Genomic DNA, 15,576 nt, shown 5'->3' on the forward strand with positions numbered 1-15,576 from the left:
CTCGAGCAGTTGTTGGTGACGATTGACGGACAGTTTTCGACAGCGTCCGGTTCGGTTGCCACTTTTCCCGGCGCGTCGGCTATTGTCTGGCGGCCCCAGTCGTGAGATCACACGATTTCGAAAGGGTCCGGAGGAAGGCGGAAGTGAGGCGTAAGTCATGTTTTCCGGAGGGTGTTTCGGGCACTTCCGGAGCTTCCTAGGCGTTGTTTCAGCCGCAGGAATGTATGTGCCTCATTGTCGGTTTTCCACGATCGTCAACCCGTTGAGGGTGGGCGGCCCGGACACCGGGGATACACGCACGAGGACGAGGGGAAGAGGAAATGGCAACCGACTACGACGCACCCAGGCGCTCGGAGACAGACGAGGTCTCCGAGGATTCGCTCGAAGAACTGAAGGCACGACGTAACGAGGCGCAGTCCGCGGTCGTCGATGTGGACGAGTCAGATACCGCGGAGTCGTTCGAACTCCCGGGCGCAGATCTGTCCGGTGAAGAGCTCTCTGTGAGGGTGGTGCCCAAGCAGGCCGACGAGTTCACTTGCTCGAGCTGCTTCCTGGTTCATCACCGCAGCCGTCTCGCAACCGAAGAGAACGGCGTCATGATCTGCATGGACTGCGCAGCCTGACGCCGGTCACTCCGGACACGCACGAGGAAGCGGGACTAGGCCTTCGGCTCGGTCCCACGGCCGATGGCGGCCAGCAGTTCGGCTGGCCGCCTCGTGCTGACAAGCCAGTACGGCGTCGGATCCTCCGGATCGTCGAGGACGATCAGAGCGGTCTGCTTGACCCAGGATCGATTGGTCACGAACGCCGCGGGGTCGAGCTGGCGGCCCAGCGCAGCACTCTTCGCCGACGGCGGGATGACCGCGGTGCGGGAGATCACCGACAGCGGCAGGTGCGCGCGACCCACCCGGAGCTCACCGTCCGGCCCGTCGAACACCTCGACCCGCATGCGCGACACCCAGAGCAGCGCCCACACGGGGAATGGGAACAGTAGAACGTAGGGCAACCAGGCTCGGATGCCGGGAGATCCCATGTGGATCTCGGCGGCGAGCAGTCCTGCGATGAGCAATCCGGCAGGCCACCACCACAACGGCACCCACAAGCGTTCCGAGTAGATCGGTGCGCGGGTATCGGGCGTGGTTGCTGCGGGCTGAGACGATTCGGGCACGTCTTCAGAGTAGTCTCGGTGCACGTGAGCGATCTTCCTGCCGTCGCGTTGATGCGACTTGACTCCGGTGTCCCGCTTCCTCGGCGTGCGCACGAAGGTGACGCCGGCATCGACCTCTGCACCACGACCGACGTCACGATCGAACCGGGCCGCCGAGTCCTGATAGGGACGGGCGTCGCGGTCGCACTCCCCATCGGCACAGTCGGTCTGATCCATCCGCGCTCGGGGCTTGCCGCGAAGACCGGTCTGTCGATCGTGAACACCCCGGGCACCATCGACGCCGGCTATCGGGGCGAGATCAAGGTCTGCCTCATCAACCACGACCTCGAGACTCCGATCGAACTCCGCCGCGGTGACCGCATCGCGCAACTCGTCGTCCAGAAGGTCGAACTCGTCGACTTCGTGGAGGTCGACACGCTCGATGAAACGGTCCGCGGCACAGGTGGCTACGGATCGAGCGGTGGGCATGCGATCCTCGACGCGCACAATGCCGATCGAGCTGTCGACGGCACGGAAGGTCGCCCGCACGAGTTGACGCGGCAGCCGAGGGAAGGGGCCTGATCATGTTCGGACGTCGCAAGAAGAAGGAAGACGAGCAGGTCGACAGCGTCGCAGCCGAGGCCGTCTCTGCCGATCACGGCACGGAAGACCTGGAACCGGACGAGTTCGATCTCGATGCTCCCGTCGGGGCTCTCGACGGTGGTCCCTTCGACATCACCGAACTCGACGAGGGCGAGGAGGCCGCTGCGACGCGGCTCGATCTCGGGTCGGTCTATCTGCCGATGCCCGACGGTGCCCAGTTGCAGGTCGAGATGTCGCCCGAGGGGGCACCGCAGGCTGTGCATTTGGTCACCGAGCACGGTCGTATCACCGTGTCCGCCTACGCGGCGCCCAAGTCGCCCGGTCAGTGGCGCGAGGTTGCGTCGGAACTCGCGGAATCGCTGCGTGCCGACAACGCCTCCGTCAGTATCGAGTCCGGTCCGTGGGGCCGGGAGGTGGCGGCCTCGACGCCCAACGCAGATCTGCGATTCATCGGTGTCGACGGTCCGCGCTGGATGATCCGCTGTGTCGCGGCGGGGCCCGCCGGCGCGATCGCCGTCGATTCGCCACTGGTCGCGATCGCGCGCGGGGTCCTGCTGAACACGGTTGTCGATCGGGGCACGGATCCGCATCCGGTGCGCACGCCGCTGCCCGTGGTGCTGCCCCAGGTCCTCGTCGAGCAGTTGCAGGCGGCGCACGCCCAGCAGCAAGCCGCGCAGCAGCAGGCGGCTCAGCAGGCCGCGGAGGCGGCCGCGCAGCAGCCCCAGGCCCAGCAGCCGTCCGGGAACGGTTCCGAGCCGCCGCGTCGCGGTGAGTCCGGTTCCGCGATGCAGCAGCTCGGTCTCTGACGCCGGTCTACATCGGATAGGACGTCGGGGTTCGACGAAGCAGCGCCGCCAGGCACGCCCGGCCGAGCACGCCGGGATCGTCTCCGATCTCCTGGAGTTCCAGTTCGACCAGTTCGGCGGTCGGCAGCGACGCGGCCCACTGCTCGGCAACTGTGAAGGGGTGCACGGCGTCGTCGACGGCGGCGGCGATCCCGACCGGCACGCGGAGTCGCTGCAGGGCGGCGAGATCGGGGGCGTGGTACGCCGCGGCTTCTTCCAACGCCGAGGGGAGATCGGGCCACTGTGACCGCCAGGAGCGGCTCAGCTCGTCGGCCAGCCACGGCGGGCTCGACGCGGTCATCTCGGCGCTGACGGCATCGAGACCGTCCGCCCGCAGCCTGGCCGCGGTGAAGGTGGCGCTCGCGGCCGCCGGCGCCTCGACGGGTGAGCCGGTCCACGCGGGGAGCGCCGCCAGGACGGAGTGAGCCCGGCCGGGGTTGTCGCCGGCCCATTCGAGCGCGACCGCGGCGCCGATGGACACGCCCGCGACGACGATGGTCCCGTGTTCGTCGGACGCGCGATCCATGGCATCGCGATACGAGGCGACCACTCGCCGCGGGTCGGGTTCCACCGCGATCGTGGTGACTCCTACCTGCGACAACGCCCCTCGGAACGCGCGATCGACGAAGCTTGCATCCGATCCGGTTCCGGGTAGGGCGACGGCCACCGTGGGCCAGGGTTTCAGCTGCATGGTTCGATCTTGCACTGTCCGATTGGGGAGAGATCCGAACGGCTGTGGTTGTCGGATCACTTTAGGGTTACAGTGACCCTCAGAGGCCGGCACAGCACCCGCACAGGTCTCCGCCGAAGTACCCGAGTACCACCCAGATTCAACCCTTCGTGCGACGCTCGATGCGTCGCCATTTGCTCCAGGAGCGCGCTATGGCCCCCGCCGCGGCAGGCTACTTTCGCAGGCTGACTCGCCGACTCACCGAAGATCTCGAGCAGCTCGACGCCGAGGAGATGGCCCAGACCGCGCAGGCATCCGGCGCCACCCGCGCGTGTGACTGCGCGCGAGGTGAGGAAGTCACGATGTTCGGGCGGCTCCGCAGCGTCGAGGCGTGTCCGAAGTCGGCGAACGCGAGTGTCCAGGCCGAATTCTTCGACGGCACCGATCCGGTCACGCTCGTGTGGATCGGCCGGCGCCGGATTCCGGGCATCGAACCGGGCAAGACCCTCATGGTCCGTGGACGGATCGGTGATCGTTCCGGGCAGAAGGTGATCTTCAATCCGTACTACGAGCTTCGTGGCGATTCCTGACGGAAATCCGCCCCAGCAGGCGCGTATCCGCAGTGCCGACGGCGCGCGGTCGTTCGAATGTGGCACTCTCGTCGCGTGAGCGAAACCCAGCAGAAGACGGTTCTCGAACAGCTCGGTGGTCTCAGCGGGCTGATCTACTCGTCGCTGCCGATCGTCTCCTTCGTCCCTGTCAACAGCCTCTTCGGCCTCGCACCCGCGGTCTGGAGTGCGCTCGGAGTCGCGGCGGCGATCCTGGTGTGGAGGCTGATCCGGCGCGGACCGATCCAGCCGGCGATCTCGGGCTTCCTCGGGGTGGGGATCTGTGCGTTCATCGCCTACCGCACCGGGGACGCCAAGGGCTACTTCCTCTTCGGCATCTACACGAGCCTGCTGTACGCCGCCGTGTTCGTCGTCTCGATCCTCGTGCGATGGCCGCTCGTGGGTGTGGCGTGGGGCTATCTGAACGGCCACCGGAACGCCTGGAAGTCCCACAAGGGCGCTGTTCGTGCCTACGACATCGCGACGGCTGCGTGGGCGCTGGTGTTCGCCGCTCGGTATCTGGTCCAGTCCGAGCTGTACGACTCGGATCACACGGGATGGCTCGCGGCCGCGCGCATCGGTATGGGCTGGCCGCTCACCGGTTTGGTGCTGCTCGTGACGGTGTGGGCGGTCCGCCGGGCCGACCGGCTCGTCGAGCCGGCGCCCGAGCATGCCGAGATCGTGGACGAGCCGGCCGGTAACGGCGAGAGGCCCGCGTCGAACGGTGACGCGGGCCCGTCTACCGGATCAGATGTCGATCGCGGCGCGTAGCTCGTCCTCGACCTCGACCGCTGCGACGAACAGCAGTTCGTCGCCGCCTTCGACCGAGTCGTCCGGCTGAGGGACGATCACTCGGCCGCCCCGCAGGATCGTCACGAGTGCAACGTCCCGCGGCAACCGAATCTTGCGCACCGGTTTGCCCGCCAGCGGCGTGTCGTCCGGCAGCGTGATCTCGACGAGGTTCGCCTGACCCTGACGGAACGTCATGAGGCGCACCAGATCGCCCACCGTGACCGCCTCCTCGACGAGCGAGGCCAGCATCCGCGGGGTGGATACCGCGACGTCGACGCCCCAGGACTCGTCGAACAGCCACTCGTTGCGGGGATCGTTGACGCGGGCGACGACCCGCGGGACACCGAACTCCGTCTTCGCGAGCAGGCTCAACACGATGTTGGCCTTGTCGTCTCCCGTTGCGGCGATCACGACGTCGTAGGTCTCGAGCTGGGAGGTCTCGAGCAGGCTGAGTTCGCATGCGTCGCCGTGCACCCATTGCGCCTGCGGGATCGCATCGGGTTCGACGTGTTCGAGTTTGCGTTCCAACAGCATCACGTGGTGATCGCTGCGGACGAGTTCGCGGGCGATGGAGCGGCCGACAGCGCCTGCTCCTGCGATGGCCACTCTCATCGGAGGCATCCAATCGGGTCGATCGAGCAAGGGGTCATGGCCGGGTTCAGTCGTCCGCGGGCGGCGGGTTGCCGGCCAGAGCGACCGCCTCGGCGACGGTCCCGGACACGGCGGCGACATACACCTGGTCTTGAGCCTGGATGACGGTCTTGCGGTCGGGGAGGATGCCGGTTCCGAAGCGGATGACGAACGAGACGCGCGAGGTGGTCGCGGCCTCGAGTTCGGTGATGCTGCGGCCGACCCACTCTTCGTGCAGCGGCAGTTCGGTGACGACGACCGTGCCCGACGGATCCCGCCACTTCGAGATCTGGTCGTCCTGTGCCAGCGCGAGCATGAAGCGATCGGTCGTCCACGGCACCGTCGCGATGGTGGGAATACCGAGTCGCTCGTACACCGCGGCGCGCTTGGCGTCGTAGATCCGGGCGACCACGCGCGCGACGCCGAACGTCTCGCGCGCGACCCGGGCAGAAATGATGTTCGAGTTGTCGCCCGAGGACACCGCGGCGAACGCTTCTGCACGCTCGATCCCGGCGCGGACCAGCACGTCGCGGTCGAATCCCATGCCGACTACCGTGTGGCCCGCGAAATCGGGGCCGAGGCGGAGGAAAGCGCTCGGGTCGCGGTCGATGACCGCCACCTCGTGGCCGATCCGGCTCAGTGCTGTAGCGAGGGACGAGCCGACCCGGCCACATCCCATGACGACTACGTACACCCGTGCACCCCGTTCATCTCACGTCAGACCCGACGGGTTGCCGCCGGCGTCGAATCGAACCGTACAGCGCGCCGATCGAAGAGTAGGCAACAGCCGCCGTCGTGTGGGGGAGGGCGCGTGTCGCCCCAGTTCGGACGCAGAGTAATGTCGATGAAACGCCCACAGCAGCGCCCCCGTGTCACGGACCTGTTCGGACGGCTTACGCTTTGGCGGTGTCGAAGGTTTCCACAGCCGCAAAGCGGCTGATCCTGGGGCGGCCGTTCCGAAGCGACAAGCTCGGACACACGCTTCTGCCCAAGCGCATCGCGCTACCGGTTTTCGCTTCGGATGCGATGTCGTCGGTTGCGTACGCGCCCGAGGAGATCTTCCTCGTCCTGTCCGTGGCGGGCATCTCCGCATACGCGTACACCCCGTGGATCGGGCTGGCTGTCGCAGTGGTGATGGCGGTCGTGGTCGCCAGTTACCGGCAGAACGTGCATGCGTACCCGTCCGGTGGCGGCGACTACGAGGTCGCGACCACCAATCTGGGACCGAATGCCGGCCTGACGGTCGGTAGCGCGCTCATGGTCGACTATGTGCTCACCGTCGCCGTATCGATCTCGTCGGCGGCGTCGAACATCGGGTCGGCGGTGCCGTTCGTCGCGCAGCACAAGGTTCTCTTCGCGATTGCGGCGATCGCGCTGCTGACCGCCGTCAACCTGCGCGGTATCCGCGAGTCGGGCTCGGCGTTCGCGCTACCGACCTACGCCTTCATCGTCGGCATGCTGATCATGCTCGGCTGGGGATTCGCCCGGATCTACATCTTCGGTGACGATGTACAGGCCGAGTCCGCGGCCTTCGACCTGCAGGCGGAGGACTCCCACCTGTACGGCATCGCCTTCGCCTTCCTCGTCGCGCGCGCCTTCTCGTCGGGCTGCGCGGCGCTGACCGGTGTCGAGGCCATCAGCAACGGCGTGCCCGCTTTCCAGAAGCCGAAGTCGCGCAACGCCGCAACCACACTCCTTCTGCTCGGCACGATCGCGATCGTGCTGCTGATGGGCATCATCATCCTGGCCCAGAAGATCGGGATCGTGTACGCGCACGATCCGGCGACCCAGTTGGTGGGTGCGCCGGAGGGGTACCACCAGAAGACACTGATCGCGCAGCTCGCGGAGGCCGTCTTCTCCGGGTTCCCGGTCGGCTTCTTCTTCATGGCGATCGTGACGGCCCTGATCCTCGTGCTCGCCGCGAACACGGCCTTCAACGGGTTCCCGGTTCTCGGTTCGGTGCTGGCACAGGACCGCTACCTGCCGCGGCAGCTGCACACGCGCGGTGATCGTCTCGCCTTCAGCAACGGCATCCTGTTCCTCTCGGGCGCCGCAATTGCGTTCGTCGTCGCCTTCGGCGCCGAGGTCACCAAGCTGATCCAGCTCTACATCGTCGGTGTGTTCGTCTCGTTCGTGCTGAGCCAGACCGGCATGATCCGGCACTGGACCCGACACCTGCGCGCCGAGACGGATCCGGCACAGCGACGCCGGATGAAGCGTTCGCGGGTCGTCAACTCGATCGGTCTCGCGATGACCGGTGCGGTCCTGGTGATCGTGCTCCTCACCAAGTTCGCCGCCGGCGCCTGGATCGCCATCGTCGCGATGATCGTGATCTTCATCGTGATGAAGTCGATCCGGCGTCACTACGACGGCGTCGCCGCGGAACTCGAGGAACAGGAGTGGGACGGCGTGCTGCCGAGCCGCACTCATTCGATCGTGCTGGTGTCGAAGATGCACATGCCGACGATGCGTGCGCTCGCGTACGCCCGCGCGACCCGCCCCGACACGCTCGAAGCGGTCACCGTGAACGTCGACGAGCCCGACACCCGGGCACTTGTACGTGAGTGGGAGAAGAGCGATATCACGGTGCCGCTCAAGGTGATCGAATCGCCCTATCGTGAAATCACCAAGCCGGTACTCGACTATGTTCGCCGCGTGCGCCGAGACTCGCCTCGCGATGTCGTGACCGTGTTCATCCCCGAGTACGTCGTGGGCCACTGGTGGGAGCAGATCTTGCACAACCAGAGCGCACTGCGTCTCAAGAGCCGGTTGCTGTTCCAGCCCGGCGTGATGGTGACGAGCGTGCCGTGGCAGCTGAGTTCGTCGGAGAAGGTCAAGCGCGAGCGGGTGGACAAAGCTCCCGGCGCGATTCGGCGCGGATTCGAGGCAGAAGACAAGTGATGGGCGGTTCGTGGTGAGTGAGGACTGGACGGGGCATCGGCTCGAGGTGGAGCTGGGTAACCCGGGCCACGGCGGGTTCTGCGTCGCGCGGCACGAGGGCCGCGTGATCTTCGTACGGCACGGATTGCCCGGCGAGAAGGTCGTCGCGCTCGTGACCGAGGATCGCGGCGGGTCGTTCTGCCGTGCCGACGCTGTGGAGATCGTCACACCGTCGGCCGACCGGATCGAGCCGCTGTGTCCCATCTCGGGCCCGGGCGGCGCCGGGTGCTGCGACTACGCGCACGCGAGCCTGGACGCCGGCCGGGCGATGAAGGCCTCGGTCGTGGCGGAGCAGTTGCGCCGGATCGCCGGGGTGGAGTTGGACGTCGTCGTCGAGGAGTTGCCGGGTACGGGCCGCGGGGTCGGGTGGCGCTCCCGCGTGCGTCTGGCTGTCGACCCTGCTGGACGGCCGGGCTTCCACCGCTACCGCAGCGTCGACATCGAGACGTTCCTGGCGTGCCCGCAGATCGATCCGTCCGCCTACGCGGGGCTCTCCGAACGCTCGTGGCAACCCGGCGCCGAGGTACAGGTCGTGCTCGACGCCGACGGCGTGCGCCATGTCGTGGAGATCGCGCCGGCCAAGGTGTCACGTACCGGGCGCCGCAGCCCCGGACGTCGTGGTGCGACGGCCCGGCGGGCGGCATCGTCGGGCACCCGGGCGGAGCGGATCGTGATCGGTTCGGGGCGTCCTGTCGAACGGGTCGGGGACCGGGAATGGCACCTCGCCGCCACCGGCTTCTGGCAGGCACATCGCGGCGCCGCGGAGGCGTATTCGCAGCTCGTGGGGGAGTGGGCCCAGGCCTGCGCCGGTGACAATGTATGGGACCTCTACGGGGGTGTGGGTGTGTTCGCTGCCGCGCTGGCCGACCAGGTCGGTGTGACGGGGCGCGTCGACTCGGTCGAGTTCTCGAAGCGGGCCGTCGAGGACGGCACCACGGCGCTGGCCGACGTCCCGCAGGTGCATCTGCACGCCGCCCGGGTCGAGCGGGCCCTGCACGATCTGCCGACACCCGAGGTCGTCGTTCTCGATCCGCCTCGGACCGGTGCGGGGCGCGAGGTGGTCGACACGGTCGTCGCGGCAGGGCCGCAACGGATCGTGCACATCGGCTGTGACCCGGCCTCGTTCGCCCGGGACATCGCCCTCTTCCGCGCGGGCGGCTATCGGCTCGAGCAGGTTCGGGCGTTCGACGCTTTCCCCCTGACGCACCACGTCGAAAGCCTCGCCCTGCTCACGCGTTGAGTGGCGCCTGACACGAACCTCTCGGTACTCGCCTGCAAACCTGCTGGTCAGAACCATGAAATGAGGTATGTCGCATTTGAGAAGTAATTGCTTGACACACACAACTATGCATATAGTTGCGCTCTGCAAGTAATTACCGAGGGATGCGGGGTTCACCGATGGCTGTGCAAGCAGACACAGCACAGGCCCTGGTCGATGCGATCTTCCTGTTCGGCCGTTCGCTGAAGAACGCGCTCGCGAGCGCGGCGGACGATCCGATTGCACCCGCGCTGGTCGCGGTGCTCGTCGCCCTGTCGGCCCGGGGTCCGTGCCGGCAGAACGAACTCGCGTCGGTGCTGTACCTCAGCCAGTCGGCGATCAGTCGGCAGATGACCGAATTGGTCGATGCCGGACTCGTCGAGCGTCAGCCGGACCCGGACGACAGGCGGGCTTTCCGCGTCCAGGTCTCGGCGAAGGGCGATGAGGTGTTGCACACCACCAAGGAGCTCAGGTCCGCGCGATTGCGCGACCTGCTCGGTGGGTGGAGTCAGGATGAAGCGGCGGCGGCGTTGTCCGCCATCGAACGACTCACCGATTCGCTCACCGGGCGCCCCGAGCCCTCGCAGATAGCAGCCGATCAATGTGGGAGAGCACTTAAATGACGACACCAGTGGGGGAGAGCCGGGCAGGCACCGGGGAGGAGGCGATGACACATCGCCAGATTCTGGAGGTCCTGGCGGGCCTCATCGCGGCGCTGTTCACGGCGTTGCTCAGTTCGACCATCGTCTCGACGGCGTTGCCGACGATCATCGGTGACCTGAAGGGCAACCAGACCCAGTACGCGTGGGTCATCACGACGGCACTTCTCGCGAACGCGGCATCCACACCGATCTGGGGCAAGCTCGCCGACCTCTTCAACAAGAAGACTCTCGTCCAGGCGTCGATCGTCATCTTCGTGATCGGGTCCGTGATCGCAGGCTTCGCGCACAACGTGCCGGTGCTGCTGGGGGCCCGCGTCGTGCAGGGCATCGGCATGGGCGGACTGACGGCGCTGGTCGTCGCGATCATCGGCAGCATCATTCCGCCGCGCGACCGCGGCCGCTACTCGGGCTACATGGGTGCCGCCATGGCGGTGTCGATGTCGGGCGGACCGATCCTCGGTGGCGTCATCGTCGACAGCCCGTTGGGCTGGCGTTGGTGCTTCTTCGTCTGCGTGCCGATCGCGGTCGTCGCCCTGTTCCTGCTGCAGCGCACACTGCACATCGCGACCGAGCGCAAGCAAGACGTCTCCATCGACTGGCTGGGCGCGACCCTGCTCACCGCGGGCGTCAGCATCCTGCTGATCTGGGTGTCGTTCGCGGGTAAGGCCGACTACTACGACTGGATCTCGGCTGAGTCGGCCATCTACGTCGGCGTCGGTATCCTGCTGCTGATCGCGACCGTGATCGTGGAGTCGAAGGTCAAGTCGCCGATCATCCCGCTGAAGATCATCACCGAGAAGACCACGGGTCTGGCGATCATCGCTTCCATCGCGGTCGGCGTCGGCATGTTCGGTGCGACGACCTTCCTCGGCCAGTACTTCCAGACTGCGCGTGGGCACACCCCGACGATCGCGGGAGTTCTGACCATCCCGATGGTGATGGGCATGCTCGTGTCGTCGGTCGTCTCCGGTCAGTTGATCACGCGCTTCGGTAAGTGGAAGCCGTTCATCGTCGGTGGTGCGGCCCTGCTGGTCGTCGGATTCGGCCTCCTGTCGACGATCGACCACGAGACCAGCCTCTGGCTCATCGGCGTGTACATCGCGATCGTGGGTGTCGGTGTCGGCAGCCTGATGCAGAACCTGGTGCTCGCGGTCCAGAACACGGTCAGCGTCCAGAACATCGGTACGGCGAGTAGTTCGGTCGCATTCTTCCGGACCTTCGGCGGTGCGATCGGTGTGTCGGTGCTCGGCTCGGTACTCGCTACCCGGGTGTCGACGCTCTCGGCCGAGGGGTTCGAGAAGCTCGGCATCGACACGCATTCGCCGGGAAGCGGCGGCAACCTCGACCTCGCTGCGCTGCCGGCGCCGATCGCGGACATCGTCCGCGGCGCCTACGGCGACGCCACCGGACTGCTGTTCGGGATCGCGGCCGTCGTCGCGCTGATCACCCTCGCCTGTGTGATCTTCATTCCGAACACCCCGCTGCGGAAGACGATCGACATCCAGACGCCGGCCGACGCCGACGAGACGGAGTCCGAGGACGTCAAGGCCTGACGCCCTCCGGCAGCTACGCGAACGGCCCGCAACCCGACGAGGGTTGCGGGCCGTTCGCGTGTGCGGCGAGGATTCCTACGTCTTGCGGTTGTACAGGCGCATCGTCAACGGCCCGAAGACCACGATGAAACCGGCGCACCAGATCAGCACGATCGACATCTGGCCGAAGTCGAACGAGCCCTCGGACAGTGCGCGCAACGTCGTGACGAGGTGACTGATCGGGTTGACCTCGACGAAAGCCTGGAGCCAGCCGGGCATCGTCGACGGGTCGACGAAGATGTTGCTCGCGAAGGTGAGCGGGAACAGGATGAACATCGATACGCCCATCACGGCCTGCTCGGTGCGCATCAGCATCGCGAACATCGTCCACACCCACGACAGGCTGAACGAGAACAACAGCAGCAGCAGCACTGACGCGACGACGCCGACCACTCCGCCCGCCGGCCGGAAGCCGAGGATCAGGCCGAGGACGAGCACGATCACCGAGGCGATCGTGTACCGGACGATATCGCCGAACAGTGCGCCGACGAGCGGTGACGGGCGCCAGATCGGCAGCGAGCGGAAGCGATCGAAGACGCCCTTCTCGATGTCCTTGTTCAGGGTCAGGCCCGTGTACATCGTGATCATGACGACCGTCTGCACGAGGATGCCCGGAATGAGGAACTGGACGTAGGCGCTGGTCGAGCCCGCGAGCGCGCCGCCGAACAGGAACGTGAACATCAGCGTGAACATGATCGGGAACATGGTGACGTCGAACAGCTGCTCCGGAACGTGCTTGATCTTGAGTAGCGCGCGCCACCCGAACGACATCGACGTCGACAGGGCGTTAGGTCGTGGCGGTCGCGGTCCCGGCATCTGCAGGACGTTGCCGACCGCCTGCGCCGAGGTGGTGATGGTGTCGGTCATGACGCGGTCTCCTCGAAGGTGTCGGTGGCGGCGGGGGTTTCGGCGCCGTGCCCGGTGAGGGCGAGGAACACCTCGTCGAGGCTCGGCTGGCCGAGCGCGAATGTCGTGACGGCGAGGTTGTCGTCGTCGAGGGCGGCGAGGGCGCGGGCGACGCGCTGTGGATCGTCGATGCGGGCGGTCAGCGCGGCCGGGTCGGATTCGAACGTCACCGGCACACCGAGCGTGCGTTCGAGGGTGACGGCGGCGTCGGCGCGACGGGACGGTTCGGCGAGACGGACGTGCAGTGCTCCCGAGCCCACCGACGCCTTCAGTTCGCCGGTGGTGCCCTCGGCGATGACCTTGCCGTGGTCGATCACGGCGATCCGGTCCGTGAGCTGGTCCGCCTCGTCGAGGTATTGAGTGGTGAGCAGCACCGTGGTGCCCGCAGCGACCAGCGCGCGGACGATCTCCCACACCTGGTTGCGGCTGCGGGGATCGAGCCCGGTGGTCGGTTCGTCGAGGAAGATCAGCTCGGGTGTCACGATGATGCTTGCGGCGATGTCGATGCGCCGGCGCATGCCACCGGAATAGGTCTTGACCTGCCGGCCACCGGCCTCCTGCAGACCGAACGCGTCCAGCAGTTGATCGCAGCGCGACCGCGCGGCGGCGCGGGAATAGCCGTACAACCGGCCGAGGAGGAGGAGGTTCTCGGCGCCGGTCAGGTCCTCGTCGAGGGACGCGAACTGGCCTGTGAGCGAGACCTTGCTGCGGACGGTCTCCGCCTCCTTGACGACGTCGTGCCCGAGCACCCGCGCGGCGCCGCCGTCGATCGGCAGGAGCGTCGCGAGCATCCGGATCGTCGTCGTCTTTCCGGCACCGTTCGGTCCGAGAACGCCGTACACGCCCCCCGACGGGACGGCGAGGTCGACACCGTCGACTGCGGTATTGGAGCCGAAGCGTTTCACCAATCCGGTGGTTTCGATGGCCAGTGTGGTTCCAGATCTCATTTGGTCCCCGTGGTCTCGTGTGAGCGATATCGCAAGTCGGTCGTTGTCCCAGCCTGTCCGATCCGGGCACGCCGCGCAATCGGTTTTGCGCCGTCGCCTCAGAGGCGACCACGACCCTCGATTGTCCGGAGCAGCATCTCCACCTGGCCGTACGCGACCGCCGCGAGCCGTTCTATCAGGGCAGACCTGATCTCGGGCGCCTCCGTGGTCAGCCGTGCGAGTCGCTCGGGGGTCAGCACAGCGACAGTGACGGCGGTGTCGGCGCGCACGTCGTTCAGGATCTTCGTGCCGAGCAGCGTGGCCATCTCTCCGAAACTCATGCCGGCCGACAGCGTGCTGATGCGCTGGACCGTTCCGGTTTTCGTGGTGACCGAGGTGCTCACCCGCCCGCTGAGGATCAGGAAGATGCCGGGTTCGCGGTCTCCGCGCCGGACGATGGTCTCGCCGCGGGCAAAGGTCCGGTACTCGAGGTCGTCCGTCAGGCGCGAGAACTGCACGGTGGTCAGGTCCGCGAGGAGGGGATGCTGTTCGAGTTCGATCGAGTCCGGCTGCCGCCCCGCCCCGCAGTGCCGTGAGAGCAGCACGTCCTCGCACCAGCGGGTCGCGGAGTCCGGATCCGCGAATACTCGCCCGTGGGGATCGTCGGGCGACAGACTCGACGAGGCGTGCCCGAACAGTCCGTCGGGGTCGACGAGGGCCGTGCGGCACCCGTTCGCGGCGAGATCCGCCCGCAGCAACTCGATCATGCGGCGGGCCACGCCGCTGACGTCGTCGACCCTGCGTACGTCCACCACGACAACCTCGAGGTCGGCGCGTTCGGCGTCGATCTCCCGTACCGCCGTCTCGGCGCCGGTGAACAGCAGGTCGCCGTGCAACTCGTAGACGCGTCCGCGGTTGCCGAATGCCTCGAGGGACTGCTGCTCGGCCTCGGTCCGTCGTGTGCGCGACGGGGCCTCGGCGACGCTGTAGCGCGCCCGGATCGATGAACGTGCCGCGCGGGTGACGTGCAGGAAGTGCAGTTCCAGGTCCCGGGACAGCTCGCGGCACGCCTGCACGCCGCGCACGCTGTTGCCGTGCCGGTCCAGCCGGGGCGAGTAGACCGCGATCCCGAGTTGGCCCGGCAACACGGCCAGCACGCCGCCGCCGACACCGCTCTTGGCGGGCATACCCACCTCGGTCACCCATTCCCCGGCAGCGTCGTACATCCCGCACGTGGTCATGACGCTGAGTACCCGCTCCACCAGCGCCGGGTTGAGGACTCGGTCGCGGGTGAGCGGATTGACGCCGTTGTTCGCGAGGGTCGCCGCCATCAGCGCCAGGTCGCGGCACGTGACCTCGATCGAGCACTGCCGGAAGTACACGTCGACGACGTCGTCAGGGTCGTCCGTGATGACGCCGAAGGAACGGAGCATGTAGCCGATCGCGCGGTTGCGGTGGCCGGTGCGGGCCTCGGAGTCGTACACGGCGTCGTCGAGGACGAGCGGACGACCCGCGCACCGCGAATACAGATCGCGGATCCGTTCGAACTGCTCCGCGGGACCCGCGCCCGCGACCAGCGAAGCCGCGGTGATCGCGCCCGCATTGATCATCGGGTTGCGTGGACGCTCGGTGTCGGGATCAAGGCTGATCTCGTTGAAGGGCTCGCCGGAGGGTTCGACGTCGACCTTCTCGGCGACGCCGTCGACGCCGCGGTCCGTGAGCGCGAGGGCATACGTGAAGGGCTTGGAGATTGACTGGATCGTGAACGGAACGGACGTGTCCCCGACCTCGTAGACGTGCCCGTCCCCGGTGGCCACGGCGATGCCGAAGCCGTCCGGGGTGACGGCGGCCAGCTCGGGGATGTAGTCGGCCACCCCGCCGTCCCGATTGCTCCGGACGACGTCGTACACGCGGGTGATGAAGTCGTCGACCACGTTGCCCATGGAGCAACAGTAGGATGAGCGGACAGTCTTGGTTGTGTCTTCCGGCACGGATCG

General features: G+C 67.0%; 16 protein-coding genes. 9 read left to right on the plus strand and 7 right to left on the minus strand.

All coding sequences use genetic code 11. The features are described from left to right. Positions 1-320 precede the first annotated feature (320 nt). Positions 321-623, plus strand: coding sequence for a DUF4193 domain-containing protein (locus C8K36_RS15795; protein ID WP_107985455.1), 303 nt, complete (start codon positions 321-323; stop codon positions 621-623). A 35-nt stretch (positions 624-658) separates the two neighbouring features. On the opposite strand, the gene C8K36_RS15800 is transcribed toward C8K36_RS15795, so the two are convergent. After that, positions 659-1,168: a DUF3093 domain-containing protein gene (locus tag C8K36_RS15800; RefSeq protein WP_107985456.1), complete on the minus strand. Its 510-nt coding sequence runs from the start codon at positions 1,166-1,168 to the stop codon at positions 659-661. 18 nt (positions 1,169-1,186) lie between these two features. Here C8K36_RS15800 and dut point away from each other — a divergent pair, with 18 nt between their 5' ends. Both dut and C8K36_RS15810 read left to right on the plus strand, forming a co-directional pair. After that, positions 1,187-1,729, plus strand: a complete 543-nt coding sequence (gene dut / locus C8K36_RS15805) for a dUTP diphosphatase (RefSeq protein WP_107985457.1) — start codon at positions 1,187-1,189, stop codon at positions 1,727-1,729. Between the two features lie 2 nt (positions 1,730-1,731). Further along, positions 1,732-2,556 carry a DUF3710 domain-containing protein gene (locus C8K36_RS15810; protein WP_107985458.1) on the plus strand — a complete coding sequence of 275 codons (825 nt, stop codon included), beginning with the start codon at positions 1,732-1,734 and terminating at the stop codon, positions 2,554-2,556. Between the two features lie 7 nt (positions 2,557-2,563). On the opposite strand, the gene C8K36_RS15815 is transcribed toward C8K36_RS15810, so the two are convergent. Further along, on the minus strand, positions 2,564-3,286 hold the full coding sequence (locus tag C8K36_RS15815) for an alpha/beta fold hydrolase (RefSeq protein WP_107985459.1): 723 nt from the start codon (positions 3,284-3,286) through the stop codon (positions 2,564-2,566). 191 nt (positions 3,287-3,477) lie between these two features. Between C8K36_RS15815 and C8K36_RS15820 the strand changes: the two genes are divergently transcribed. Then, positions 3,478-3,855 (plus strand): OB-fold nucleic acid binding domain-containing protein, encoded by a 378-nt coding sequence (locus C8K36_RS15820; protein WP_107985460.1) that lies wholly within the window; start codon positions 3,478-3,480, stop codon positions 3,853-3,855. Between the two features lie 75 nt (positions 3,856-3,930). Beyond that, complete coding sequence (locus C8K36_RS15825; RefSeq protein ID WP_181319580.1) at positions 3,931-4,644, plus strand: DUF3159 domain-containing protein; 714 nt, start codon at positions 3,931-3,933, stop codon at positions 4,642-4,644. Here C8K36_RS15825 and C8K36_RS15830 read toward each other — a convergent pair. Further along, positions 4,621-5,277 carry a potassium channel family protein gene (locus C8K36_RS15830; RefSeq protein WP_107985462.1) on the minus strand — a complete coding sequence of 219 codons (657 nt, stop codon included), beginning with the start codon at positions 5,275-5,277 and terminating at the stop codon, positions 4,621-4,623. The two genes, C8K36_RS15825 and C8K36_RS15830, sit on opposite strands and share 24 nt — an antisense overlap. Positions 5,278-5,323: 46 nt before the next feature. After that, positions 5,324-5,989 (minus strand): potassium channel family protein, encoded by a 666-nt coding sequence (locus C8K36_RS15835; protein WP_107985463.1) that lies wholly within the window; start codon positions 5,987-5,989, stop codon positions 5,324-5,326. Between the two features lie 212 nt (positions 5,990-6,201). On the opposite strand from C8K36_RS15835, the gene C8K36_RS15840 reads away from it, so the two are divergent. From C8K36_RS15840 to C8K36_RS15855, 4 genes are all read left to right on the plus strand, one after another. Beyond that, complete coding sequence (locus C8K36_RS15840; RefSeq protein WP_107985464.1) at positions 6,202-8,196, plus strand: APC family permease; 1,995 nt, start codon at positions 6,202-6,204, stop codon at positions 8,194-8,196. A gap of 13 nt (positions 8,197-8,209) precedes the next feature. After that, complete coding sequence (locus tag C8K36_RS15845) at positions 8,210-9,475, plus strand: class I SAM-dependent RNA methyltransferase (RefSeq protein WP_181319581.1); 1,266 nt, start codon at positions 8,210-8,212, stop codon at positions 9,473-9,475. 158 nt (positions 9,476-9,633) lie between these two features. Then, positions 9,634-10,116, plus strand: coding sequence for a MarR family winged helix-turn-helix transcriptional regulator (locus C8K36_RS15850; RefSeq protein ID WP_107985466.1), 483 nt, complete (start codon positions 9,634-9,636; stop codon positions 10,114-10,116). A gap of 44 nt (positions 10,117-10,160) precedes the next feature. After that, a complete protein-coding gene (locus C8K36_RS15855; protein WP_107985529.1) occupies positions 10,161-11,708 on the plus strand; it encodes an MDR family MFS transporter in 1,548 nt (515 codons plus the stop codon). Positions 11,709-11,783: 75 nt separating this feature from the next. Here C8K36_RS15855 and C8K36_RS15860 read toward each other — a convergent pair whose 3' ends face one another. The 3 genes from C8K36_RS15860 to glsA all read right to left on the minus strand — a co-directional run bounded on the left by C8K36_RS15860 (position 11,784) and on the right by glsA (position 15,522). Then, positions 11,784-12,614, minus strand: a complete 831-nt coding sequence (locus C8K36_RS15860) for an ABC transporter permease (RefSeq protein WP_107985467.1) — start codon at positions 12,612-12,614, stop codon at positions 11,784-11,786. After that, positions 12,611-13,600, minus strand: a complete 990-nt coding sequence (locus C8K36_RS15865) for an ATP-binding cassette domain-containing protein (protein WP_107985468.1) — start codon at positions 13,598-13,600, stop codon at positions 12,611-12,613. Before C8K36_RS15865 ends, C8K36_RS15860 begins: the two co-directional genes overlap by 4 nt. Before the next feature lie 98 nt (positions 13,601-13,698). Next, positions 13,699-15,522, minus strand: a complete 1,824-nt coding sequence (gene glsA, locus C8K36_RS15870; RefSeq protein WP_107985469.1) for a glutaminase A — start codon at positions 15,520-15,522, stop codon at positions 13,699-13,701. Positions 15,523-15,576: the final 54 nt, after the last annotated feature.

Origin of the sequence: Rhodococcus sp. OK519, assembly GCF_003051005.1 — a bacterium.
GTDB lineage: Bacteria > Actinomycetota > Actinomycetes > Mycobacteriales > Mycobacteriaceae > Prescottella.